Origin of the sequence: Alishewanella agri BL06, from assembly GCF_000272005.1 — a bacterium.
Taxonomy (GTDB): Bacteria; Pseudomonadota; Gammaproteobacteria; order Enterobacterales; family Alteromonadaceae; genus Alishewanella; species Alishewanella agri.
Map to the genome: position 1 here is coordinate 141,246 of NZ_AKKU01000001.1, position 23,861 is coordinate 165,106.

A 23,861-nucleotide genomic window follows, 5' to 3' on the forward strand; every position below is an offset into this window, starting at 1 on the left:
TGATGCTTGCCGAGCGAATTCGCCAGCATCTATCTGCTGACGCTGAGATTGTGGTTGCTGCCAAGGAACTGCAAAGCTATCGTTATAATTGCGAGGGCAACCCTGACAATGTGCACCTGGTGGTAAAGGTCAAAACAGAGTCAGATATTCTGGCGTTGTTAGCGCTGGCGAGAGAGTTAGCGCAGTCAGAGCAAGCTTTTCAGGTTTTTCCAATCAGTACTGGTCGTAACTGGGGTTATAACTCAGCAACCCCTAATAGACCTGCTGTTATCCTTGATCTTGGCGCTTTAAACAAAATCAGAGTAATAGACGCCAATTTGGGCTTATTTGCAGTGCAGCCCGGCGTTACCCAACAACAGCTACGGGATTTCTTAGATCAGCAACAACTTGCCTTTATGGTACCCGTTACTGGGGCAGGCCCCAGCTGCAGTATTCTGGCAAACGCCCTTGAACGGGGTTATGGCATAACACCCTACACCGATCATTTTGGTGCGGTAACCGCAATGCGGGCCATCCTGGCTGATGGCAGCATTGTGCAATCTGCCGTAGCTGAATTAGACCAAAGCGCCGAACAGCTAATCGATCATACCTACAAATATGGCGTTGGGCCCTACCTGGATGGGCTTTGGACGCAAAGTAATCTCGCTATAGTCAGTGAGCTAACCCTTAGGTTAAAAGCGCAGCCACAGGCATTTGAAGCATTTTATATCCAGTTTCAGCACGACACGGATTTTGAAGTTGCGCAGCAAATCGTATTTCAGATTTTACGTGATCTGGAAGGCGTAGTTGGCTCAGTCAATATAATGGACCGCCGAAGGGTTGCGGCCATGATGGCGGATAATCCAAATGGTCGGGCGGCTCACCAGGTAATGTCAGATAGCCAGGTTGCCCGGATCGCTAAAGATTATGATATTCCGGCCTGGACCATTGCCGGGACTTTGTACGGACGCAGTAAAGTGGTACTAGCGGCTGCTAAAGAGGTTAAGCTACTGATTGCTGGCAGAGCCTCTAAAGTGTTATTTTCCAGTAGTTTGCTAATTAAAGCCGGCAAATTGGCGGTTAAACTCTTTCCCTCCTTATTAGCAAAGCCGGCAAAAATGTTAGCTTCGTTAGATGCCGGCATTGATATTATGCGCGGCATTCCAAATCAGGTGGCGCTGCCATTGGCGTACTGGCGTAATCCGACTACGATACCCGATCGCAATCGGCCGTTAAACCCTGCTACCGATAATTGCGGTCTACTTTGGTACGCGCCTTTGGTGCCGATGCGGGCCGTGGCGATGCGAGACTATATTAACCATATCAGAAGTGTGTGTCCCAGATATGGTATCGAACCCATGATCACCTTTACCAATCTGCGGCACGATATGGTAGACAGCACTATCCCCATCGTGTTTAACCGTAATGATCCGGTAGCAATGCAGCAAGCTAAAGCGTGTTTGCACGAGCTGGTGAGTATTGGTTTAACCAAGGGTTGGGTGCCGTATCGGCTTAATTTAGAGCAGCAGGCAGAATTGATTAGTGATAAAGCCATGTTTTGGCAGGTGGTTAAAAAACTAAAATTCGTGCTTGACCCCAATAATATCATTTCTCCGGGCCGGTATTCTCTTTAATAGTTTGTAAAAAGCGAATAGAGACAGGCATTCTGATACAAATGGCAACGTAGTTTTTTAGATTTGCGTCTTTAGTCAGTTAACGACAATAAAAAAAGATGGCGAATTAGGCGCCATCTTTTTTATGTTATCAAGCTTTAGTCGTATTACGATTTTTGACGTCTTCTGTTTAAAAGCAGACCAACTAAACCCAAACCAAGAATACCAATTGATGCTGGAGCAGGTACTGTAACAGCTGAATTCAAACCAACAACGATGTTGTCGATTTCAAATGCACGTGAACTCGTGTTGGTCATTCTGAACGCTGTAAAGTTCTCATTTTGATTAAATACAATGTTAACGTAGCGGTTAGAATTGTCACGGTTACCAGATTGCAGTTGGAAAATATCCAGAATGGTAGTGCCGGTCAAAATGTTAAAAACGTTATTACCCAGCTGAAAATTAATTGGTACGAAAACATTATTAACGATATTACCAAACTCAAGAGCGTTATAGGTGTCAATACTACCGTAATAGATACCTAAATATCCGATATAGTCACCTGGTCTTTGTTGGGCGATAAAACCGGTATAGTCAACAACCATTGACGCATTGGCCGGGTTAACATTGTAATGCGGTGCATAACCAAAACATGTTGTATTGGCGTTGTCATGGGCAGCCTGCGCTGTATTGCCCTGTTGAACACCAATGCCACCTGTGCCGCTTACACTAAGCGCTCCGGCAGAGTTTACACCACAGCCAGCAGTCTGAATTTCTAACCAGCTAGGCAGAGGTGTGCCATAAACTCCAGTGTTTCGACTTAATATACGACATGTAGTCACTGCATATAGGGTGCCAGATATATAACTATTTGTTATTTCTTATAAAATGAACACTTTTTTTGGGGGGTATGTGCGGTGTGTAAACTATTCTGACACTGGTCTTATTTCTACCGCAATATAGGTAATGCGTTCGAAGAACGGGGTTTATTGAATAGTAAAATAGAAACGGTATAAGTAAACAGCCTGGAGCTTTGCGGATATCTCTTTATTCCACTAAGTAGGTTATACAGCCTAACATCGCTAACTGCTGATTATTAAGCCTCTCTACCATATTTATCTGGCACTCTTAAAAATGAAAAAAGGCGGTTAAATCCGCCTTTTTTAAAAAAAATTATAAATCACTTCTTCATAAAACGGCGAGTACCCGCCAAACCCAGAAGACCTAAACCTAACAAAGCAATTGAGGCTGGTTCTGGTATGGATGCAAATTGTCCATTAGCTGAACCAGTACGGATACCACTGAACTCGGCAGAGCCTTGTAGGAACAAGTCTGACATACCAGTGTTACGGTCTAGCTCACTAACTACGCCAGGTAAACCACCTGTAACGCTTAAAGTTGATTGGACAAATCCACCTAAAATTGAACCGTCTAACCAGAAATTATCAAATTTTAAACTTGCCCATAAATTACCGCTCTGGAACCCATTAACATTCAGGTAAGAGTTTGATGTAACTGAAAAAACGCTCACTGGACTCTGGTAGTAAATATTTAACCAGGAATTGGTAGTATCAAAAATGACAGAACCACCACTGACGCCTGACACAGCTAAACCGCCAAAAGCGAACGTCAATACGCAACTGGTACAGTAGCTGAACTCACCAGGGATGCCAATATTGCCAAGTAACGTACGGCTGTCAAAAATCTGGTCGAATAAACCAACACCAGATAACAAGCCTGCGCCAGGTGTTACCGCATTGCCATCTACGAGTCTAGTTATACCATTGATATCAACTGTGTAACTAGATGGATCCGCATACCATTGTTGGAAGTTAAAGCTACCCGCGATTCCACCGTTACTGATTGGGTCCCATGTTACACCGCCAGCGGTAACAGGCGATGCGTCCACAGAGTAGCTTGCTACCGCAAGTGCCGCAGCACCGATAAAGCTCGTTACATATTTCATCTCGTTCTCCTTGATAAATCTTCTGATACGAAGTTTCATCCTTACATGCTTGAAACGTGCCAACTTTAGTGTGTTTTTAAGTTATTGATTTTTATGCATTTTTATATTGGCTGCATGGCGGGGAGCGAGTTTGTGTAAAAAATGCTGACAGCCAAAGCTGTCAGCATTGAAGGTTAGAGAGAGGCAGACAATTGTTGTTGCCGAGCTTTATGCTCTGCAGATCCGGCATTAATACTATTAAGCACCTCGCGAGCTTTTACTGTATTCCCAATTTGGATTAGTGATTCTGCATAATTGAGTTGTACTTCAGGATGGTTCGGGCGGATCGCCAACGATTTTTCAAATTGGACGATAGCTTCCTTGTGTTGACCTTGAAGCTTTAAAATTTTACCGTAGGTATCAAGAATATCGGGATGCTGGGGTAGTTTACCCAAGGCTTTTTCAGCATATGGAAGCGCTTTTTGTGCTTCGCCACTCTGAGCTAAAACCCAAGCATAATTATTCAGGATAAGCGGGTTTTCTGGATCCTTTTGAAAAATATCAAAATAAATCTCCCTGGCTTTTTCAACATCATCCTGCAGTACTAAACTGCCATAAAAGCTATATACTCTTTGATCTTGTCCATGCTTGGCAAAATGGTCCTCCAGAAAACGGATCGCACGACGGAATGACACATCTCTGGCTAATGCTTCTGCGATGGCAATAGCAGTTAAGGAATCTGGAACGGCATTGTAGGAATCCTGAAGTGTTTTTAGTCCAAGGGCTAGTTGACCTGCCAGCAGCTGCATTCTGCCTTTATGGAACAACATTTGTGGTTGGCTGCTAATCTCTTTTGGTAACTGTTCCAGAACGGCAAGAGCTGCTGGATAGTCTTCAGAGTCATTAAGTAAGGCCAGTTGCACTAATTTTATGTTGGTGTCGTTTGGTAACCGTTTCCGCAAATTATCAACAACAGCTAAGGCCTCTTTCATTCGCTTATTCAACGCAAGAATATTCGCATATGCCAGAGCGGCTTGTTGATTTCGCTCATCCTGTTTAAACCAACGCTCTGTAACTGCAAGTGCCTGTGGTAGTTTTTGTTGATTGACATAGGCGTTTGCCAGCACCGGATAACCTGTAACTGGAAAACCCGTGTTATCGCTTAGTTTTGGTTCCAACAAAGCGACTATGGCATCAAACTGTTGCTCCTGTTGATAGATAGTAAGTAACAAGCCCAGTAGGCCTTGATTATCCGGTGCCTTTTGTTGCGCTGCCTGGATCTGAGCAATAATGGGGGACGTTTCTTTGTTCAGCGATTTATTAATACCGTATAAACCAAGGTATGCTGGGACATAGTCAGGCTGCAAATTCACCGCTTTTTGCAATAAGGCTATAGCTTGGTCTGGTTGTTCTTGTTGTTGCGCCACGGCAGCCAACAAATACTGAGTGAACGCATTTTTTGCGTCCGCCTGCTCTGCTTCATTAAGGAACTTCTCTGCCTCAGTAAAATTGGCCGATAGCATCGCGGTTAAGGCTTTAAGGTTATAACCAGTATTTGCGGTTTCAGGTTGTTTTAACCATTCATCAGCCAGCGCTGACGCCTTATCATATTGTTGTTGGCGAATATAACTGGCAGCAAGTGTCAGACGCGCGTCATGCCGGGCCGGATCTATCAGTAACGCTTGTTCAAGATCCCGGATCCCCGCTGTCATTTGTTCAGGGATGCCGAGCTTAAGTTGCCCCATTGCTGTTAATGCCCGGCTATCCTGAGCTAATCCGGCATCTTCCATTTGTCGCAGAATGTCATTGGCAAGGTTAGTTTCACCTGCACGTAATAATTGGAATGCAGTTGCAGCGGCAAGGTTAACATCGTCAGCTGTAAGATTAGTAGTACTTAACGAGCCCGCTGCGCTGGTTAACTCGCCGGCCTGCAGTTGTAATGCAGTATAAAGTCGCTGTGCCGGCGGATACACACCAAGTTGTGATTGCACAGTGGCCAAATGCGCCAGCGCCTGACTATTTAACCCCAACTGGTTATAAATAATCCCCGCTAAAATTCGGCTTGCAGTGGTGCTGAAGCGGTTTGCAATAGCACGGTCAATATATTCTTTAGCTTTGTTGAAGTCTTTTTGTTCGTAAGCAACGATAGCACTCAGGTAATTTGTTAAGCCATGTTCTGGTGCAAAACGCATTATTTGCTCGAGTTGCGCCCTGGCTTTATCTAATTCCTGATTTTTCAGTTCCAATTGCGCAACACTAAGTCTGCTGCGAAGTGCGGTAGGGACCAGTTTTAAATAGTCATAGTAAAGCGCCAGCGCTGCGTCCTCTTTGCCGAGTGAAGATTGCAATTGTGCCCGGAACAGCAAATTTTCCGCTGCGGTATTACTGTTTGCATCGATAGCTTCCAAAGTGGCTAATGCCTCTGCGGCTGCATTATTTCTGATATGAAGCATCGCTTTCGCAAACTGTTGTAAGTCCGGCTCAGGTGCATCAACCAGCTTATCGAAGGTCGGTAGAGCATTTTCACCCGTTCCCATCTCAATCTCAGTGAGGGCCCGATAGAAACTTAAATAACGTAGTAAGGAGTCAGACAGAGTATCTTCACCTTCCATAGGTTCCAGCAGTTGCTTGTAATTTTCAGAGCGGAAACGAGTTTGGATAAGCTCCTGTGCAATCTCAGGTAAGGCAATTCCGTTGGCGATGGCTCGCAGAAGTTCTTTTTCGGCGGAGATGTAGTCGCCTGTTTGCATGTAAATGCGTCCCAGCAATACCCGGTAATCGCCATTATCCGGTGCGGCAGCAACGGCTGACTTGAGTTCTATAACCGCTTCATTAAAACGTTGTTGTTGCGCGAATTCGGTAGCTGAAGCGAAGTGCTCCTCGGCTGATTTTCCGCCACAACCGCTTAATATTATACTCAGTGCAATTGCAGCAGGCAGATAGGTTTTTTTCATGCGAACATTCTCCATTGCTCAGAACAGCCGGTGAGGCTTTTCTACCGGGCGGCAGACTAACAGTTTAGACGAATTAAAATGTATAAGATCATTCTTCCAGCATCATATTGCTCGCCGGCCAAAAATCAAGCATGATAATAACAAGAATGCTAACAGAATGCTAAAAGCGCAGGTGCATGGATTGCCGATGTTTACAAACCGTTCTGATGTTGAAAATATAACTAGTCAAAAGCCTTTGTTGCAGGTCGTTATTGACACTGAAGAAGAGTTTGATTGGTCTAAAGGCCCGGACAGGTCTAAAGTTTCTGTAAAGCATTTGCAGCAGTTACACTTGATACAGGATATTTTCGAGCAGTACGGTTTAAAACCTTGCTATGTTGTTGATTACCCTGTTGCGACAGATCGTACCAATAACCAATTGTTAGTAGATGCTTTTCGTCACGATAAGTGTGAAATTGGCGCGCATCTGCACCCATGGGTCAACCCACCCCATAACGAGCCGCTTTCTATCTCGAATATGTATCCCGGCAATTTGCCGTATGAGCTGCAAAAGCAAAAGCTACAGGCGTTAACGTATAAAATAACTGAAACCTTTGGTTGCAGGCCTGTTATTTACAAGGCTGGTCGTTACGGATTTGGGCCTAATACACAACAAATTCTTGAAGAATTAGCTTATCAAATCGATCTTTCTGTTTGTCCGGCGTTCGATCACAGCTACGACGGCGGGCCGGATTATCACAATTTTGGTGTTAATCCTTTTCTTTTCGGCAAGAATTTGCTCGAAATTCCGCTTACCGCTGCCTATGTCGGCATTGCGGGGAGTTACTCTCATCACTTATTTAGTTTCGCTAAGCAATATGAAAAATTTCGGCTTCCGGGAGTATTTGCCCGGAGTGGGGTAGTTGACCGGCTTGTGTTGTCACCTGAGGGATTTACTACTGCAGAGCATGTCAAAATCACGCAATTTTTGCTCAAACGAAATGTAAGAATTTTTACCTGGAGTTTTCACAGTTCCAGTATTGTTGTGGGTAATACCAGCTACGTGCAATCTCAAAAGCAACTGACCGAGTTCTTAGATCGATTTAAGCGATTTTTTGACTTCTTTTTTGACACTCTCGGCGGTGCAGCAACCAGTCCAATTCAGTTTAAAAGTTTAATGGAGAAACAAAAATGAAGGTGTTAGGTATTTCACCACTGGACAAAGATGCAACTGTATCCGTCGTGGTTGATGGCAAAATTATTTTCGCTGCTGGCGAGGAGCGATTCTCAAGAGTTAAGCAGCAAGATGGCTTTCCTAAACTGGCATTAGAGGCTGCACTGGCTTATACCGGCTTGCAAATATCTGACTTTGACGACGTGGCCTATGCCTTTATGAATTGGGGAAGCGAAGCCGATGTCATAAACCGCAATCTCGACGAAGAAAAGGCCTTTATTGAACGTTTTGAGCCCCAAAATTTGCAAGAGCAAATAAAGGAAGCGTTAAAAAAAGTACCGGAACGCGTTCAGCCAATTCATGGTTTGACTGAGCCAAACGCTAAAATGGAAAAAGGCTTGTTACACAACTCCTATTACAACATGGCGGGTATTCAGAAATTTGCTTCAAACGGTATAGCATTAAAAGGCTCTAAAGCCTGGGCAGAGGAAGCTGTAAGTTCTTTTCAACGCTGGGAAAAAGAATTAACTGCAGGTCTCGCTCAGTTTGGCTGGAATAAGCCCGTTAAACGTGTTGATCATCACATGTCTCACGCGGCTAATAGTTACTATTGCAGTGGTTTTGCCGAGGCGTTGTGCATCACTTTGGATGGATATGGCACCGGACTTGCTGGTTCAGTTTGTGAAGCTAAAAATGGCAAAATAAGACGCCTACATGGCGTCAGCTACCCTAACTCGTTAGGAACACTTTATGAACATGTCACTTCAAGTTTGGGTTTTAAGCCGGGTAGACACGAAGGCAAAATTGTTGGGTTGGCTTCCTACGGCGATCCGGATATTTTAAAAGATATATTGTTGTCCCGGATTGAGCAGAAAGACGGTGATTTTAAGATCTATGAGGCCAATAATATCTACTTTTCGCGTTATTTAGCTTCCAAATTCCCTAAAATTGATGTTGCTGCAGCTTATCAGCGAGTATTAGAAATTGTCGCAGTAAATTTTGTGCAACACTGGGTAAAGAAAACAGGTATTTCTAATGTTGTACTCTCTGGTGGTGTTACTGCAAACGTTAAGTTAAATCAGCGGATCTTTGAAGTCCACGGCGTTGAACAGCTTTTCGTGTATCCAAATATGGGAGATGGGGGCTGTGGTACCGGAGCTGCATTGTATATCAGCCAGCATGGGCAAGTACAACCGACTATTGAGAACGCCTATTTTGGCCCTGATTACTCTGAGCAAGATATGCTGAGCGCTCTGGAAGAGGCGGGTTTACAAGCTGAACGCCCAGAGAATTTAGCGGCAAGTGTCGCCGCGTTGATTAATGAAGGGCAGGTTGTTGCCAGATTTGATGGCCGAATGGAGTACGGACCTCGAGCCTTAGGTAATAGGTCCATTATGTACCATGCGCGCGAACCAGAGGTAAACCAATGGTTAAATAAGCGCTTAGGGCGAACGGAGTTTATGCCCTTTGCACCGGTCACGTTATTTGAGGCGCGAGAGAGGTGTTATCACAACATAGCCGGCGCCGAACATACGGCGGAATTTATGACTGTGACTTTTGATTGTACAGAGTTCATGAGAGAAAACTGCCCTGCAGCTGTTCATGTTGATGGCACGGCTCGTCCCCAGCTGATTAAACGGGATGTGAATCCTGGCTATTACGATATTTTAAAAGAGTATGAGAAATTAACCGGTATTCCAAGCCTGATTAATACCAGTTTCAATATGCATGAAGAACCTATCGTTAACAGTCCAAAAGATGCAGTGCGAGCCTTTTTAGATGGCAAGCTTGACTATTTATTGCTCGGTCCGTTCTTGGTTAAAAATCCGGCGGAACAGCATTAAATTGAATACTTACCAGCCAGAATATGCTGCCAGCACATACCCGCTGACAGATATTACAAATCTAGCTGCTCAGTGGCAGGAGCTTGAAAGCAAAGCTGATAACCCGTTTTTTCTGTCATGGCAGTGGATAGGAGCATGGTTAACTGCATTTCAAAGTCAGGTGACGGTTATCGCCGTCCATTACAACGAAGTACAGTTAGTCGCATTAGGGTTGTTGGTATCAAGAAACACTAGACGTCACGGCGTATTAAGTAGTAAGTGTTTGTATTTGCATCAGACTGGTTTACCAGAGTCTGATCAAATCTGGATTGAGTACAACGGGTTTCTAACTGACAAAGAGCATACCGCCCACGCTGAGCAAATTGCGCTACGCTTTATTCGAGAACATTTGAATTGGGATGAGTGGGTTGTTGGAGCAATCGAAGAGTCGAAGTTAAACCTCTATTGCAAAGAACTTAATACTTCTTCTCATTTATTGTGGGAAGCGCCATGCTACGGTATTGATCTGGTTAAGTTGCGAAACACAGCGCAACCTTATTTGCAAACGCTCTCAGCAAATACCAGGTACCAGATAAATCGTTCACAGCGCTTATATGAACAGCATGGACGTTTAAAACTTTTGCGACCAGATTCGCTTAGTGAAGCTCTGGATTGGTTCAATAAAATTGGCCCACTGCATATCAGGCGTTGGGGTGATGGTCTCGCTCAAAGTGGTTTTGCCAACCCACTTTTTGTGCAATTCCATCATCAGTTAATCAAACAATCCTGGAATCAATTCGTCGACATCGTTGCCCTTGAGCTTAACGGTATGCCAATTGCATTTTTTTATAATTTTATATATCGGCGGCGGGTCTACTTTTATCTGGCAGGATTAAAGGTAGAGCAAGATAGTAAACTAAAACCGGGATTGCTGGGGCACGCAATATGTATTGAAGATTACGTGAACCGAGGTATTGATTTTTATGACTTTATGGGAGGCGAAGAGCGTTATAAAAGTCAACTTGGTATCTGTCATTCAAAGTTAGTCAGAGTTACGTTACAGAGAAATCAGTTTAAATTTCTATTGGAACAGCAAGCAAGAAAAGTAAAACACCAGCTTTTCGGGACTGATACGGCGGCTAGTAAATTCAGAGGACGAGGTTAGCGTGTCTTTCATAGAACCGGTGCAGCACACAAATATAGCGCTTTTATATGAATGCGATGACGAAACTAACGTTATCTTAGACCGTTATGTTCAATCCCATCCGAATGGCAGTGTTTATCACCTGTCAGCTTGGCGTGATGCAATTAAACTAGCCTATAAGCACCAAACGATGGTTCTTATAGCTATGAAAGGGCAGGATATTGTTGGTTTCCTACCGTTATGCTGCATGTCTATCCCGATTTTTGGTAAGCATTTGATTGCCCTACCTTTTGCAGATTACTGCTCGGCAATCGCAGACGAACCAGAAATCGAAATTCAGCTAATTGAAGAGGCAAAAAGGCAGCTTATTAAAATAAGTGCTAAAAAGCTCGAAGTTAGAGATTCAGAGTTTGAATTAGTGCAGTCTAAAGCAATAAATCCCTCAGAAGAACCATGCGAAAACCATCTTTCGCTTCTAAAGGCTAAAGTACGGATGTTAGTCCATTTACCAGCCAGCGCAGATTTACTAATGTCTAGCTACAAACCTAAATTGCGTAGTCAAATCAAGAAGGCGCAAAAAAATGGATTAACAGCAAAAATTGCGGATGATGAAGATGCTTTAAACCTTTTCTATCGCGTTTATGCCCGAAATATGCATCGTTTGGGCTCTCCCGTGCACAGTTTCCGATGGTTTCAAGCTTTGCGTAAAAATCTGCTATCGTTGGGTGCATTTCAAGTTGTGTTAATTGAATATCAGGAAAGTGTTGTTGGTGCGGCTATTGTTCTGCATTTTGGTAAATCTGCTTGGATACCATGGGCGTCAACACTACAGGACTACAATCACTTAGCACCAAATATGTTGATGTATTGGCAGATACAGGCCTACCTTTCTGATAAAGGGGTTCGTGTATTCGATATGGGCAGATCAACAATTGGTGAGGGAACTTATCGATTTAAAGCGCAATGGGGGGCAGTAGCTGATCCATTGCGTTGGACGGTTTATCGGCCAACTGATATTGCGGATAGTAAAGAGACAAAGATCGGCTCTGTGAAGCTAAGACGGTTAGCTGAGAAAATGTGGCGTTTGCTTCCATTACCAGTAGCAACGGCCTGTGGCGCGTACTTGAGAAGATATATTTCATTATGATGATGACAACGTTCCTGGTTTTAACCATTATCTGTTTGCTCATTCCGCCATACGTTTATCTTGGCTACCCGTTGATTTTGTGGTTACTGAATAAAGTCGGCTTCAGGCGACTTCACTCTTGCTCTGAGATTACCCCGAGAGTGACTTTAATTATTTCTTGCTATAACGAAGCGAAAATCCTGCGGCAAAAGTTACATAACAGTTTGGAACTCGACTATCCCGTTGAAAAATTGTTTGTCGTAGTGGTATCAGATGGTTCTGATGACGGTAGTGACGATATTGCCAGAGAGTTTATCGGTTTGCAGGTGCGACTGGTGCGTCAGGAAGGTCGCTTGGGTAAAACGATGGGGTTAAATCTGGCACTAAAAGATCTTGACACTGACATTGTGGTTTTTTCCGATGCCAATGCAATGTATGAACGGCAGGCAATTCGAAATTTAGTGAAACATTTTGCCGATCCAGAGGTTGGGTATGTTGTTGGTGCCGCTCTTTATACGGATGGCAAAAATAATGCCGCAGCAGCAAACGAGGATCTCTATTGGCATTATGAAATGACCATTAAAAAGTGGGAGAGCCAATTACACTCAGTCGTAGGTGGCGATGGTGCCATTTATGCGATTCGGCGTGAACTTTGGGAACCGCTACAGCAGCGTGATATTAACGATTTTGTAAATCCCCTGCAGCTTGTCGCCAAAGGTTATCGTGGCGTGTTCGAGCCAGAAGCGAGATGTTTTGAGGAAACGGCTGGAAATTTCTCCAAAGAGGCCAAACGTAAAGAACGTATTGTGAATCGGAGTTTACGTGGCCTGTTCAGAGTTAAAGCAGTGATGAATCCGCTTCGCAGTGGTATTTTTAGTTATATGGTGATTTCTCATAAGCTTCTGCGTTGGTTAATTCCTCTGTTCGCGGTATTAACTTTCCCCGGTGCTTTAGTGCTTGCCTCACAGAGTGTTCTGTTAGGTCAAATCCTGATGCTTGGCGCTTTGTTACTACTTATTCCTTCATTTATCGGTTATCTCGGGCAGAACTATCCAAGGCTACCCTGGGTATTTTCTTTTCCGTACTATTTTGTCAGCGTTAATTTTTATGCCCTTATGGGGATTATCAGCGCTTTAATGGGGCGAACTCAGATCACCTGGAACTCTTCGAGACCTCACACCGCTGAATTGAACAAAATTAGTGGGATTTCATTAACCGGGGGATTGAGTTATTTAGTTCTGATTGTCTGCGGTGCCGCCGCCTTGTGTTGGCCTTATGTCTAAAATTGCACTGTTCTTTCTGCTAGCGTTAGTCGCTGGTGTTATCGCTACATTTGCCTATACCCCAGTAGCTGCTTTTTTAACTTATCAAATGGTTTATTTTTTTAATCCTGATAATCGCTGGTGGGGGGCGTCCATTCCTGGGCTTCGTTATTCCCTTTTTATCGCTTTAGTAATGATCGTAGTATTTATCTCAAAATACCGCCAATTATCTGAGTTAAGCCCTTGGTCGCGGCAACCAATCTTAAGGTGGTTGTTAGCAATCTTGGTTATGTATTACATCATGTACTTCTTTGCTATTAACCCTTTATTTCACGACAAATTTACCTTTGAATTTACCAAGTTGATTGTAATTATCTGGATAGCTTACAAGCTAATTAATTCTGAGTGGGCATTAAAAGCTTCGATGTGGGCATATATTTTAGGGGCGACATACGTTGGCAAGCTCGCGCGCGATGTAGGAAGAAATAGTAGTGCCCGAGTAGAGGGAATTGGAATGGCAGATGCGCCTGATGCCAATGATACTGCAGCAATACTGGTTCCTCCGCTGGTTTTCTTATTATATTTTGCATGGTTAGGAAACTGGAAAGTTCGTGCGCTAACGGCTGTTTGTGCGGCATTTATTGTAAACGGGCTGGTGTTGATCAATAGCCGAGGTGCATTTTTAGGCGCGATTGTAGGTTGTGGTTTCTTTCTAATTTATATGATTTTTTCGAGGTTTCAGCGAAAGTGGCAACGGCCTATGGCTGTTCTAATTATTGCTACAGGTTTATCGGGCGCTTTTTATCTTGCGGATGATACTTTTTTTGCCCGAATGGAAACTTTAAAAGTACAAGAAGACGGCAGTAGAGGCGGTGATGACCGTGTAGATTACTGGTTTAAAACCTTTGATATGATGCGCGACTATCCAATGGGTCTCGGTATTTTTGGTTATCAGACTGTTAGCCCGGCTTATCTGGATCAATCACAACTCGCCTCTAACTCTGGCAATCGTGCCGTACACTCCACATGGTTCCAGATTTTAAGCGAGTTAGGCTGGTTTGGCTGGCTTCTTTTTGCCGGGCTATTCTGGCGGTTATGGCGATTAACACAACAAACTAAGTTTTATGTGCTGCAACGTGGCCAAACCAATCAGTATTTTTTAATACTGGCATTAGAGGGGGCACTGTTTTCGTTTTTAGTTGCAGCAACCTTTATCGACAGAGCTCGGGCTGAGGTTATGTATTGGTTAATATTATATCTGGCCGTAGCATCGAATATTTTCTATTTACGTTTGAATTCTCCGGTACAAAAGGGAAGCAGCACTGCTGTTGCTCAAAATCGTAGCGGATTAACTAAGGACCAGATTTGATGAGAGTGCTGCAGTTTATTACACCCTCAGGTTTTTACGGTGCTGAGCGCTGGGTGTTAGCTCTGGCAAATAATTTACCGTCAGCTGATATGGTGTGTGATTTGGCGGTTACCGAAGAAGGGCCGGCACAAGATTTGTCAGTCGCACGACTTTATCCGCATTCCGCTGGTTTAGTGCATTATGTTTCAATGAAAGGCCGTTTTGATTTTGGCGCAGTAACAAAGCTGGTTGAGATAATAAAGTCCCGGAATATCGATATTATTCATACCCATGGTTACAAATCAGACATTCTCGGTTTATTAGCTGCCCGTAAAGCCGGCATCAAAATAGTCAGCACGCCGCATGGCTTTTCTAACAATGTGGGTTGGAAATTGCGCTTGTTTATCAGATTGGGTTTATTCGCTTTAAAGTTTTTTGACAAAGTGGCCCCCCTATCTGAGCAGTTGGTTTTTGATTTAAAACGCTATGGGATCAAAGATAAACAGTTACACTTTATCGAGAACGGTGTGGATTTGACTGAGTTGGCACCATATCGCAAAACCATTCCAGCAAAAGATTTCAGTGCCGGTAGCGGACTACACTTGGGATATATCGGACAATTGATCCCCCGTAAAGGCTTAGCTGATTTACTGCAGGCTTTTAATCTTTTATGGCAACGTTTTCCGGACTCAAAATTAACGCTTATAGGCGAGGGTAGCCAGCGTAGTGAGTTGGAGGCATTGGCTAAAACACTGCCTGCCGCCAGCGCGATTTCATTTTTGGGCTTTCGGGGCGACCGGATTGTCTTATTGAAGGATTTTGATGCTTTTGCTTTAACATCGTCGTTAGAAGGGATCCCCAGATGTTTAATGGAGGCGATGGCCGTTGGTGTTCCTGTAGTAGCTTACGATATTCCAGGCGTTGACCAACTGATAACCCACGAATCAACTGGTCTGTTAGCGCCTTTAGGTGATTGGCAGCAGTTAGCTAATCACCTTATTCGGTTAGCCGCTGAACCAGAGCTAGCGAATAAAATTAGCCTTGCAGCGAGACAGCTGGTTGACCAGCGTTTTTCTGCGGCACGCATGGCCGCTGAGTATCAACAACTTTTCCTCGAATTGCTGCAGTCGCCAAAGGCGGCGGCTACTTTGGAGCATGATTAGATGTGTGGCATTGCCGGCTTTTCAGTTAATGCTTCTCTACCTCCCGGGCTAACTGAGCGTTATCTGCATGCTATGGGAGACGCCATTGCGCATCGTGGACCAGACGCGACTTCCTTATGGCATGACACACAATTTGCGATGGTGCACCGTCGGCTGAGTATTATTGACCTTAGCGCTGCAGGTACACAACCGATGCGTTCGCCATGTGGGCGCTATGTCATCGTATTTAACGGTGAGATTTATAATTATCAGATACTAAAGCAGCAATTGTTGGAGCAAGGAGCGGTTTTCAATACTCAGACCGATACAGAGGTACTGTTAAAGTTATTTCAGCGTGATGGTAAGGATTGTCTGACGCACTTAAATGGCATGTTTGCTTTTGTGGTTTGGGATACCAAGCTGAAACAGGTATTTATGGCGCGGGATCGTTTAGGTAAAAAGCCGCTTTATTACTATCATACGAACCAATGCTTTGCCTTCGCTTCAGAAATAAAAGCCCTACTAAAACTACCTTTTGTGCCAAAGCAGATCCGCCAGGATGCGGTGAAAGACTTTTTCTTTTATCAGTATGTACCTGATCCGAAAACAATCTTCGCAGGTCTGTTAAAATTACCGCCAGGTCATTATTTACACTTTTCCCTTACAGATAAAGTGTTACCGCAGCCAACCAAGTATTGGCGCCTAAAATTTAAGGTAAACGGGCAGCGTAGCTCAGGTCAGATCCAGGAAGAGCTAACAGCGTTAATAGATGATGCGGTAAAAATCAGGATGGTTAGTGATGTGCCACTGGGTGCTTTTTTAAGTGGCGGTGTGGATTCGAGCGCAGTCGTAGGCATGATGGCTCAGCACAGTGCGACGCCTGTAACAACATGCGCTATTGGTTTTGCGTCTGAACAGTTTGATGAAGTACAGTATGCCCGCCAGATCGCAGAACGGTTTGCGACGTCACATCATGAGTTCACAGTAAAAGAGAATGTCACCGATAGCTTTGAACAAATCAGCCGTTATTTTGATGAGCCTTTTGCCGATCCATCATTTATACCAACCTATTTTGTCGCCAAGCTAGCCAGGCAACAAGTTACCGTTGCACTTGCCGGAGACGGTGGAGACGAAAGCTTTGCCGGTTATAGTAAATATGTTGTCGACCAGACAGAGCACGGCTTACGTCAACGTATTCCTGCAGCGATACGTGAAAAGGTGTTTCCCTCGCTCGCCCGGTTGGCGGGATTGAGTCAGGCGACGCCTTTTCGAAAGGCGCGCTCTTTATTGACGGCGCTGGCCACGTCTTCGGACGAAGCGTTTTTTGTTACTAATAGCTTTTTTAGTGCTGAACTATGGCAATATCTGGTGAAAGGTGATTTCGCCATTAGCACAGCAGATTACCGGCCGTCAGAAATCACCTGTGCGCGTTATCAGGAGGCTGATGCTGAAGACCATCTGTCTCGTGTGCTGTACACCGACATCAATACCTATCTGCCGGGTGATATTCTGGTAAAAGTTGACCGAATGACGATGGCAAACTCTTTAGAGGCCCGAGCGCCTTTGCTTGATTACCGGGTTGTTGAGTATGCTGCGGGGATCCCATCTAGCTTAAAGCTACATGGCAAAGACAAGAAACATATTCTGAAACAAAGTCTGAAAACATTATTACCCGAAGACATCTTATATCGGAAGAAAATGGGCTTTTCGGTTCCGTTATCACAGTGGTTAAGCAAGGAGTTACGCCCCTCGGCTGACAGATTGTTTTATCAAGCCGACTCGGGTCTGGCGCAATGTTTTGACATGCGCAAAGTACAGCAATTATGGCAGCGGCATCTTGCCGGTGAGCACCAATTCACCCAAGAACTTTGGAGTATGTTGGTGTTTGAGCAGTGGTGGCAGCATTATATGACTGACAGCAATATAGCCGATAACAAGGTAGTGGTATGAGTAAGTTGCGTGTTTTGCATATTACTTTTGATATGGCAATAGGCGGCACCGAGCAAGTTATCCGGCAACTGGTATTAAATCTTCCAACCGAAATTGAATGCCAGATACTCTGTATTGACGGCCGTGTCGGCGATATCGGTCTGGCATTACAACAGCAAGGTACGAAAGTGCATGTCCTACCCAGAAAGGCGGGCTTAGACTGGCAACTCATTCGCAATATCCGCAAGCTCGTTCGGGAAGAACGTATTGATATTGTTCATTGCCATCAATATACACCCTGGGTGTATGGCTGGTTTGCGCATTGGCGTACGGCTGCAAAGGTCGTGTTTACTGAGCATGGACGTTTTTATCCCGATCGTTATCGTATTAAAGCTTGGCCATTGAACCTGATTATGGCATTTAGTTCTTCAGCATTAATTACTATTTCCCAGGCAACAAAACGTGCTTTGGTTAAATATGAATGTGTACCACCATTTTTAGTCAAGGTTATTTATAACGGAATTCAATCATTATCACCTGATATTGAGGCAACAAAAGTCCTTCGTGATGAATTGCGGGTCGACAAAAGCGTGCCTGTAATCGGTACTATTGCCAGGCTGGATCCAGTCAAAAATCAATTTATGATGCTGCGGGCATTCGCCGATCTGCTCCAGCATCAAAGAAACCTTATTTTATTATTAGTTGGCGATGGCCCTATCAGGCGAGAGCTGGAGCAGTTAGTTGATCAACTACAGATAAGACCTAATGTTCGTTTTACAGGTTTTAAAACCAATATTTCAGATTACCTCGCGCTAATGGATATTTATTTATTGAGTTCACACACGGAAGGCACATCAATGACCTTATTAGAGGCGATGAGTTTGGGACTGCCATGCGTAGTAACGGAAGTTGGTGGAAATCCGGAAATTGTTGCTAATAATATTAACGGTTTACTAAGCCCTGACAACGATGCTAAAGCTTTTACACAAAATGTAGCAAAGCTATTACAAAGCCCCCAGCTTCGCAAAACTTTGGGGGATGCCGGTAAAGCTCGTTTTTGCCAGCACTTTTCAATCGAGCATATGCTTAAATCCTATTCAGATATTTACTACCGGGTTGCCGGGAAATGAGCAATGTTCGCAGTAGTATATTGTTCTCTTTTGCCGGTAAATATGGTTCAAAGCTGATCAATCTAGTCAGTACGATTTTCATAGCTCGCCTGCTGACTCCAACAGAGATAGGAACTTTTGCCATAGCTAGCTCCGTAGTGATGATTTTGGCGGAAATTCGGTTACTCGGAGCGGCTGCTTATTTAGTGCGGGAGGAGTCGATTGATGAGTTGAAAATCCGTAGGGCTTACGGTATTACCTATTTAATGTGTTGGGGACTTGCATCAATTTTGATTGTTGGATCAGGCTTTATTGCAGATTTTTTTAATCAACGCGAGTTGCAAGGAGTGTTTCTTATCCTCGCCGCCAGTTTCTTTTTAGCTCCATTTATAAGCATTCCCAATGCTATTTTGGTGAGAAACTATCGTTTTAAACAAGTGACAATTATCGACTTAGTTGCTCTGATAATTCAATTAGTTGCGACATTATGGCTAATTAGTTTTGAATTTGGTTTTTATGCCTTAGCTTGGGGTCAGTTGGTTGCAATGCTAACCCGAATGATCTTCAGTTTATATTTTACCCGGCAGATTCGTGTTTACGCTCCCTGCTTTCGGGGGATGGGAGAGATTGCGAGGCTAGGGGTATACACCTCTGCTGCTAATATTGTACGACGGATTCACTATACGATATCGGATATTGTGATCGGTAAGATGGGCACAGCGGCAGAGGTTGGTGTTTTCTCCCGTGGCATGGGGTTCGTCGACTTTATCAGTAAGAGTGTATTAGATGGTGTCGGCTCAGTAGCCCAACCTTATATGTCTGACTTGAAAAGGCGTGGTAATGATTTAGGGCAAGCCTATATTAAAGCTACAGCCTTACTTTGTAGCCTGGTGTGGCCCGTGTTGGTTGTCGCGGGCTTTGCGGCTCTACCTGCAATCCGTTTACTTTTTGGTAATCAATGGGATAATGCAGCGCCAATTGCTTCAGCTCTGTCGTTTTGGATGTGTATAAAAGTAATCAGCTTTTTTTCTCCGCCGTTATTAATAGCAGTAGGCCGGGAAGCGGTAATGTTTAAGCGTGACGTTTTACTATTTGTGTTGTTAGCGGGGTCTCTTATCTTGAGTTATCCCATGGGATTAACCACCATGGCGCTAACCTTTATACTTAATGGTTTAGTAGAAGTGTGTATTACATTGTTGCTGGTAAGAGTAACAGTGCAGGTATCCATAAAAGCATGTTTAATATCGCTTTTTAAACCTATGCTATTATCACTGGGGTGTTTGGGCGCTAGCACCATACTTGATTATCTTTACCCATTTTCTTCCGGTTCACCTCTGGTAATTTTTCTATTATTAACGTTCGTAATGCCACCAATATGGTTATTACTTTCAAGATGGCTTAAGTTACAAATATATACGGAAGCGACTAAAATCTTGCTAGCAGCAATGAAACGAATAGCTCGATAACCTTATTTCATAGTTTTAATCGCATACGTCAAAGTAATAATGGGAATGGACAATACATGCAACCAAAATTAAAAGTCTTATTTATTGCTTATTTTTTCCCGCCTGTTAGCGGTGGAGGAATTCCCGGAGCAATGCGTGTTTTGAAATTTTTACGATTTATTAATGCTGAGGCATATGTACTAACAAAAAAAGCAGACGTTTTAAGCCAATCAGATGAAAGTATTAGTTGTGAATTACCACCAGAACGTATTTTACGAGCCGGCAAAATTGATCCTTTTGGTCGGTTATTAAAATTCCAATATTGGTTAAAGACGTTGCTACGCAAACGGCATCATCAAGAATCAAGTACTGATAGCTTAAGTAAAAGCTCGGTATTTTCAGATCATTCAACCCACAGCCAAAAAGCATTGGCTGTTAGAGTCAAAGATTTTATCTATAACCTTAACTATTTTCCGGATCAGGCTAGTGTTTGGATAATACCTGCGTTTTTCGCAGGTAGAAAAGTGATAAGAAAAAAAAAGATTGATGTGATCTTCGCCACAGGCTCACCTTGGTCATCGCTAATATTAGGTTATTTACTTAGTAAACTTACACGGAAGCCCTTAGTGGTTGATTACCGCGACCCTTGGATAAATAACCCCTTTCACCATACAAAAGGAGCTTTCTTAGATCGCTTAGCTGCGAAACTAGAGCATAGGATAGTTAAGCATGCTACTTTTGTTAGTTTAAACACAGAACCCCTAATGGAGGAGTTCTTATATCGTTATCCATCGTTAGATAAAAGTAAGTTTATCGTCTTACCTAATGGGTTCGAGGAACAGGATAGCAACAACCAATATTCTTATGATGAAACAAAGTCAGAATTAGTGATTCGACATGCAGGGTTTTTATATGGTCCCAGGGATCCATCTGTTCTGCTAGATGCCATACAAACCGTCAATCAACAAGCAATAACAAGCAACATGCCGAACCGTTGGGTATTTGAACAGATTGGTGCAGTAAGTTTAGGTTATGATATTAAAAAAAAATATCAGCAGATGTTGTCTGATGGGAGTTTCAAGATCTTACCTCAAGTGCCTTATGCGGAATGTCAGCGCTTACTGAAGCAAGCAGATCTATTGGTAAATATCCAACCAGGCACTAAAACCCAAGTTCCGTCGAAGATATACGACTACCTTGCAGTTGACCGACCTATACTAAATATTACGCCACATGACGGTGCGCTAGGTCGTATGGTTAAAAAATATCAGCTAGGTGCTTGTTTTGATTTTACAGAGAAACGATCGATAGAGGAGTATTTAAATAGTAAGTTGGCACTACAAGAATGGCGTTCGTCGGAAATATATTCTTCGAAAAGTTGTTTTTCTATTAAAAATGTTGCCGAAGAGCTTGAGAATATGTTTAATAAAATAGTGAGAAGACAAAAAAGTTAATATTGCTTATTTTTACTAGGGCCTGTTGATCTTTGCTGTTCATAATTCAGCCAACCCACATTGGCAGCCATATAAGGCAGCAAGCCAAGGCCAGTGTACTTGCATAATTCCGGGCTAATTTATCATACCTTGTTGCTACTGAGCGGTAATGTTTTAGCCTGGCAAACACGTTCTCAACCAGATGGCGATGTTTGTACAGACACCAGTCAATATCGCCATTCCCAATCTTCGAATTACGCTTGCGCGGTATGTTAGGGACGCCCTTTTTCTCTCGGATCTGCTCTCGTATCTTCTCGCTATCATAGCCCCGGTCAGCGATAACGTGTTCGGCATCAGGCAGCTGTTTTAGTAATTCTATGGCAGCTTTACTGTCATGAACCTCACCGCCTGTCACAATAAAATCTATTGGCAAGCCGCAACTATCCACTGCCATATGGATTTTCGTCGTGTTACCACCACGACTTTTCCCAACCGCTTCTTTATCTTCTGAGCGAGCACCTGTCGCATGCTGATGCGCTTTGATGATGCTGCCGTCTATAAATTCCCACTCTAAATCAGCCAATTGCCTTAACTCTGCGAATAGCTGCATTAGAATGCCTTTCTTAGACCACAGGTTAAAACGCCGGTAGATGGCGCTCCAATCTCCAAAAGCTTCTGGCACATCGCGCCAAGGGCAACCGACCCGCATCCGATACAAAATGCCTTCGAAAGTATTTCTGTGTTCCGGCTTGTCATATACGCGGCCCGTTTTAAGCATCAATCTGATTAGCTTTGACCAGTACTCGTCTGTTAACATTGTTCTTGGCATGATGGGTTGTCATGGTTAGTTTTTGGCGAAAGTAATTATACCAGCCCATCATGCTGTCTAATAATCCATCACGAAAGATCAACAAGCCCTAGATAAATCTAAAAATTATCAGGATGCTTTCTGAACGATATTGGTGAAATTTTTTTAAGGTGCTAAATAACATTATGAAAAATATAGTTTGTGCTAAATTTCCTGTTTAGAAGAATAAATTAACGTGGTTGGCCTTAACGATTTCATTAGATAAAATAAGGATGTTAAATGAAAAAGTTTAATTTAAAAGAAAAATCAGAGCTAGATAATTATATATTGTCAGTAATAATAGCTACCTCAGCAAGAAAAGAGAGAGAAAAAAGCATTCTTCAGGCAATAAAAAGTATTAGAGCGCAGGAAGATGTTTCTTCCACTATAATAATAGTGGCAAATGGGCAAAGTTGCGCCCCCGATATTTTGAATAAACTTTGTAATATGGAAGGGGTTGAGCTCTATTATTTTCCAGATAAAGATTTCCCAACATCACTTCTAATCGGGCGACAAAAAGTTAGGACACCCTACTTCTCTTTCTTAGATGATGATGACGAATATATATCTGATACTTTGAAAGAAATTATTTTTTCGTTAGAACAAGATAAAAACTTAGATCTCGTGGTTGGAAATGGTGTTCGATTTATTAATAATGCTGACCGTATTAGATTTCCTAGTATAAAAAAATTTAAAGGGAACGAGTTGAAAACGCTAGTAAGTCCTGGAGGAAATTGGCTAGCTAGTTGTGCTGCTATTTATAGAACATCAAGTATTGGCGAAGTTTATTTTACTGACTTTGCTAGATACTGTGAGTGGACTTATCTGGCATTCAAGTTGTCTTTAGAAAAGAATATTGGCTTCATAGATGTTATTTCATACAGGATACACGATTCTCAAGAGTCTTTATCTAAGGGGTTAAATTATCAGATCGGACAGTTTGAGGCTCTTAAGAAAATATATAATTTGAATCTTCCTTCAAGTATAAGAACAAAAGTTTTAAATAAAATATCAGATCAAGCCCATTCTATTTCAGGTTTAAAACTAAATACAGGAAATTTTGGCGAAAGCTGGCACTATCATGTTATAAGTCTTCGCAGTTTTAGTGGAATAAGATATTTACTTTACACAAGAAAAATCTTGATTGCATTTTTCAAAGATATTATATGGAATAAAAACGGAAATTAAAGTTCGAATATAACTACTCCTAAATAGCTGTTCAAAAAAGTAGACCACTCAGTAAAGAGAAATCATTGCGATTTATGCGGTTAGACCAATCGCTAAAAAGAACCGCTTCACGCTAAGGACGAGTGGATATTTATCTGTACCCTAAAAAATCTGTGCAGATTTGGAACCTTAGCGAACCGGGGCAATTGGCTATACCTGGACAGAACAAGAAACACTATCTTTCGGGAGCATTGCACAGCCAGGCTGGGCAAATTGTTTATGTAGATGGCGAGCGCAAAAACAGCGACACCTGTCACCGGCAATGCAAAAACGGTAACCCGAATCATCTCAAGCGTTGGCCACAAGAAGTGCCTTCTCTAAAATACGAAGCGGTTAAATAACTTGATTTATACTTGTAGTGAACTATTTTAATAATGTAATT

At 43.0% G+C, this 23,861-nt stretch carries 18 protein-coding genes; 14 read left to right on the forward strand and 4 right to left on the reverse strand.

Annotated elements, in window-relative coordinates:
- Positions 1 to 2 precede the first annotated feature (2 nt).
- The gene (locus AGRI_RS00695) at positions 3 to 1,613 is read left to right on the forward strand and encodes an FAD-binding oxidoreductase (protein ID WP_008983117.1); all 1,611 of its coding nucleotides are present in this window, start codon (positions 3 to 5) and stop codon (positions 1,611 to 1,613) included.
- A 146-nt stretch (positions 1,614 to 1,759) separates the two neighbouring features.
- On the opposite strand, the gene AGRI_RS16455 is transcribed toward AGRI_RS00695, so the two are convergent.
- From AGRI_RS16455 to prsT, 3 genes are all read right to left on the reverse strand, one after another.
- On the reverse strand, positions 1,760 to 2,434 hold the full coding sequence (locus tag AGRI_RS16455; protein WP_156808340.1) for an Npun_F0296 family exosortase-dependent surface protein: 675 nt from the start codon (positions 2,432 to 2,434) through the stop codon (positions 1,760 to 1,762).
- 338 nt (positions 2,435 to 2,772) lie between these two features.
- Positions 2,773 to 3,558, reverse strand: a complete 786-nt coding sequence (locus AGRI_RS00705) for a PEP-CTERM sorting domain-containing protein (RefSeq protein ID WP_008983119.1) — start codon at positions 3,556 to 3,558, stop codon at positions 2,773 to 2,775.
- Between the two features lie 173 nt (positions 3,559 to 3,731).
- Positions 3,732 to 6,491: an XrtA/PEP-CTERM system TPR-repeat protein PrsT gene (prsT, locus tag AGRI_RS00710; RefSeq protein ID WP_008983120.1), complete on the reverse strand. Its 2,760-nt coding sequence runs from the start codon at positions 6,489 to 6,491 to the stop codon at positions 3,732 to 3,734.
- Positions 6,492 to 6,648: 157 nt separating this feature from the next.
- Between prsT and AGRI_RS00715 the strand changes: the two genes are divergently transcribed.
- From AGRI_RS00715 to AGRI_RS00770, 11 genes are read left to right on the forward strand one after another with little or no spacing between them, the layout of a single operon-like run.
- Positions 6,649 to 7,665, forward strand: coding sequence for a polysaccharide deacetylase family protein (locus AGRI_RS00715; protein WP_008983121.1), 1,017 nt, complete (start codon positions 6,649 to 6,651; stop codon positions 7,663 to 7,665).
- Entirely contained in the window at positions 7,662 to 9,488 is a 1,827-nt protein-coding gene (locus AGRI_RS00720; protein ID WP_008983122.1) for a carbamoyltransferase family protein, read from the forward strand. Before AGRI_RS00715 ends, AGRI_RS00720 begins: the two co-directional genes overlap by 4 nt.
- A 1-nt stretch (position 9,489) precedes the next feature.
- Positions 9,490 to 10,632, forward strand: coding sequence for a GNAT family N-acetyltransferase (locus tag AGRI_RS00725; RefSeq protein ID WP_008983123.1), 1,143 nt, complete (start codon positions 9,490 to 9,492; stop codon positions 10,630 to 10,632).
- A 1-nt stretch (position 10,633) separates the two neighbouring features.
- Positions 10,634 to 11,758: a GNAT family N-acetyltransferase gene (locus AGRI_RS00730; protein WP_008983124.1), complete on the forward strand. Its 1,125-nt coding sequence runs from the start codon at positions 10,634 to 10,636 to the stop codon at positions 11,756 to 11,758.
- Entirely contained in the window at positions 11,755 to 13,020 is a 1,266-nt protein-coding gene (locus AGRI_RS00735; RefSeq protein WP_237712989.1) for a glycosyltransferase family 2 protein, read from the forward strand. The genes AGRI_RS00730 and AGRI_RS00735 overlap by 4 nt, the downstream gene beginning before the upstream one ends.
- Positions 13,013 to 14,368: an O-antigen ligase family protein gene (locus AGRI_RS00740; protein ID WP_008983126.1), complete on the forward strand. Its 1,356-nt coding sequence runs from the start codon at positions 13,013 to 13,015 to the stop codon at positions 14,366 to 14,368. The genes AGRI_RS00735 and AGRI_RS00740 overlap by 8 nt, the downstream gene beginning before the upstream one ends.
- A complete protein-coding gene (locus tag AGRI_RS00745) occupies positions 14,368 to 15,510 on the forward strand; it encodes a glycosyltransferase (RefSeq protein WP_008983127.1) in 1,143 nt (380 codons plus the stop codon). The genes AGRI_RS00740 and AGRI_RS00745 overlap by 1 nt, the downstream gene beginning before the upstream one ends.
- The gene (gene asnB / locus AGRI_RS00750; RefSeq protein WP_008983128.1) at positions 15,511 to 17,439 is read left to right on the forward strand and encodes an asparagine synthase (glutamine-hydrolyzing); all 1,929 of its coding nucleotides are present in this window, start codon (positions 15,511 to 15,513) and stop codon (positions 17,437 to 17,439) included.
- Positions 17,436 to 18,548 (forward strand): glycosyltransferase family 4 protein, encoded by a 1,113-nt coding sequence (locus AGRI_RS00755; protein ID WP_008983129.1) that lies wholly within the window; start codon positions 17,436 to 17,438, stop codon positions 18,546 to 18,548. Before asnB ends, AGRI_RS00755 begins: the two co-directional genes overlap by 4 nt.
- Positions 18,545 to 19,993, forward strand: a complete 1,449-nt coding sequence (locus tag AGRI_RS00760) for an oligosaccharide flippase family protein (protein ID WP_008983130.1) — start codon at positions 18,545 to 18,547, stop codon at positions 19,991 to 19,993. The genes AGRI_RS00755 and AGRI_RS00760 overlap by 4 nt, the downstream gene beginning before the upstream one ends.
- Positions 19,994 to 20,049: 56 nt before the next feature.
- Complete coding sequence (locus tag AGRI_RS00770; RefSeq protein ID WP_008983131.1) at positions 20,050 to 21,426, forward strand: glycosyltransferase; 1,377 nt, start codon at positions 20,050 to 20,052, stop codon at positions 21,424 to 21,426.
- 46 nt (positions 21,427 to 21,472) lie between these two features.
- On the opposite strand, the gene AGRI_RS00775 is transcribed toward AGRI_RS00770, so the two are convergent.
- Positions 21,473 to 22,234: an IS5-like element ISSpu10 family transposase gene (locus AGRI_RS00775; RefSeq protein ID WP_008983132.1), complete on the reverse strand. Its 762-nt coding sequence runs from the start codon at positions 22,232 to 22,234 to the stop codon at positions 21,473 to 21,475.
- Positions 22,235 to 22,492: 258 nt separating this feature from the next.
- Here AGRI_RS00775 and AGRI_RS00780 point away from each other — a divergent pair, with 258 nt between their 5' ends.
- The gene (locus tag AGRI_RS00780; protein WP_008983133.1) at positions 22,493 to 23,440 is read left to right on the forward strand and encodes a glycosyltransferase; all 948 of its coding nucleotides are present in this window, start codon (positions 22,493 to 22,495) and stop codon (positions 23,438 to 23,440) included.
- Between the two features lie 122 nt (positions 23,441 to 23,562).
- The gene (locus AGRI_RS16635) at positions 23,563 to 23,820 is read left to right on the forward strand and encodes a hypothetical protein (RefSeq protein WP_237712990.1); all 258 of its coding nucleotides are present in this window, start codon (positions 23,563 to 23,565) and stop codon (positions 23,818 to 23,820) included.
- The last annotated feature ends 41 nt before the right edge of the window (positions 23,821 to 23,861 follow it).

Bases quoted from the DNA above. Each gene is read 5' to 3' on its own strand.
- AGRI_RS00695 (WP_008983117.1), top strand. From the start codon at position 3: ATGCTTGCCGAGCGAATTCGCCAGCATCTATCTGCTGACGCTGAGATT.
- AGRI_RS00705 (WP_008983119.1), bottom strand. From the start codon at position 3,558: ATGAAATATGTAACGAGCTTTATCGGTGCTGCGGCACTTGCGGTAGCA.
- prsT (WP_008983120.1), bottom strand. From the start codon at position 6,491: ATGAAAAAAACCTATCTGCCTGCTGCAATTGCACTGAGTATAATATTA.
- AGRI_RS00715 (WP_008983121.1), top strand. From the start codon at position 6,649: ATGCTAAAAGCGCAGGTGCATGGATTGCCGATGTTTACAAACCGTTCT.
- AGRI_RS00720 (WP_008983122.1), top strand. From the start codon at position 7,662: ATGAAGGTGTTAGGTATTTCACCACTGGACAAAGATGCAACTGTATCC.
- AGRI_RS00735 (WP_237712989.1), top strand. From the start codon at position 11,755: ATGATGATGACAACGTTCCTGGTTTTAACCATTATCTGTTTGCTCATT.
- AGRI_RS00740 (WP_008983126.1), top strand. From the start codon at position 13,013: ATGTCTAAAATTGCACTGTTCTTTCTGCTAGCGTTAGTCGCTGGTGTT.
- AGRI_RS00745 (WP_008983127.1), top strand. From the start codon at position 14,368: ATGAGAGTGCTGCAGTTTATTACACCCTCAGGTTTTTACGGTGCTGAG.
- asnB (WP_008983128.1), top strand. From the start codon at position 15,511: ATGTGTGGCATTGCCGGCTTTTCAGTTAATGCTTCTCTACCTCCCGGG.
- AGRI_RS00755 (WP_008983129.1), top strand. From the start codon at position 17,436: ATGAGTAAGTTGCGTGTTTTGCATATTACTTTTGATATGGCAATAGGC.
- AGRI_RS00760 (WP_008983130.1), top strand. From the start codon at position 18,545: ATGAGCAATGTTCGCAGTAGTATATTGTTCTCTTTTGCCGGTAAATAT.
- AGRI_RS00770 (WP_008983131.1), top strand. From the start codon at position 20,050: ATGCAACCAAAATTAAAAGTCTTATTTATTGCTTATTTTTTCCCGCCT.
- AGRI_RS00775 (WP_008983132.1), bottom strand. From the start codon at position 22,234: ATGCCAAGAACAATGTTAACAGACGAGTACTGGTCAAAGCTAATCAGA.
- AGRI_RS00780 (WP_008983133.1), top strand. From the start codon at position 22,493: ATGAAAAAGTTTAATTTAAAAGAAAAATCAGAGCTAGATAATTATATA.